Origin of the sequence: Methylobacterium sp. J-026 (assembly GCF_022829585.1) — a bacterium.
GTDB lineage: Bacteria > Pseudomonadota > Alphaproteobacteria > Rhizobiales > Beijerinckiaceae > Methylobacterium.
Window position 1 is genome coordinate 1 of sequence record NZ_JAKSYC010000189.1, and the last position, 491, is coordinate 491.

General features: G+C 64.8%; 1 protein-coding gene. It reads right to left on the bottom strand.

Annotated elements, in window-relative coordinates; genetic code table 11:
* On the bottom strand, positions 1 to 491 hold a 491-nt coding region (locus MKK69_RS31215; RefSeq protein WP_313900866.1), incomplete at both ends, for an Asd/ArgC dimerization domain-containing protein.

A 491-nucleotide genomic window follows, 5' to 3' on the forward strand; every position in this document is an offset into this window, starting at 1 on the left:
TAGAACCGCCGTGCTGCGTCCAGGCACGCGTCCGTGGTGGTGCGACCGCGACAGTAGATGGTGGCGAGGACGCCGCGGGTCATCGGCACCAAGTGCGGAGTGAACACGAGACCGGCCGCGCTACCGCCGCTCAGCCGTTCAATTGCCTTGGCCATCTCGGGCATGTGGACGTGCCGAAGTAGACCGTAGGGCACGAGGTTCTCGTTGCTCTCGGCGTAGCCAAATTTGCTATCGCCACCGCGACCAGCCCCGGAGATGCCGGTCTTGGCATCGATCACGATGTTGCCGGGCTCGATCAGCCCCTCGGCCAGTAACGGTGAGAGCGCGATCAGCGTCGCGGCGGGAAAGCAACCGGGGTTGGCGATGCGGCGCTGATCTCTGATTTGGTCCGGCCAAACGTCGGCAAGGCCATATACCCAACCCTCGACGAAGCGGTGGTCGCCGCCGATATCGATGACCTTCACGTCCTGCGCCACGCGAGCCAGTGCCTC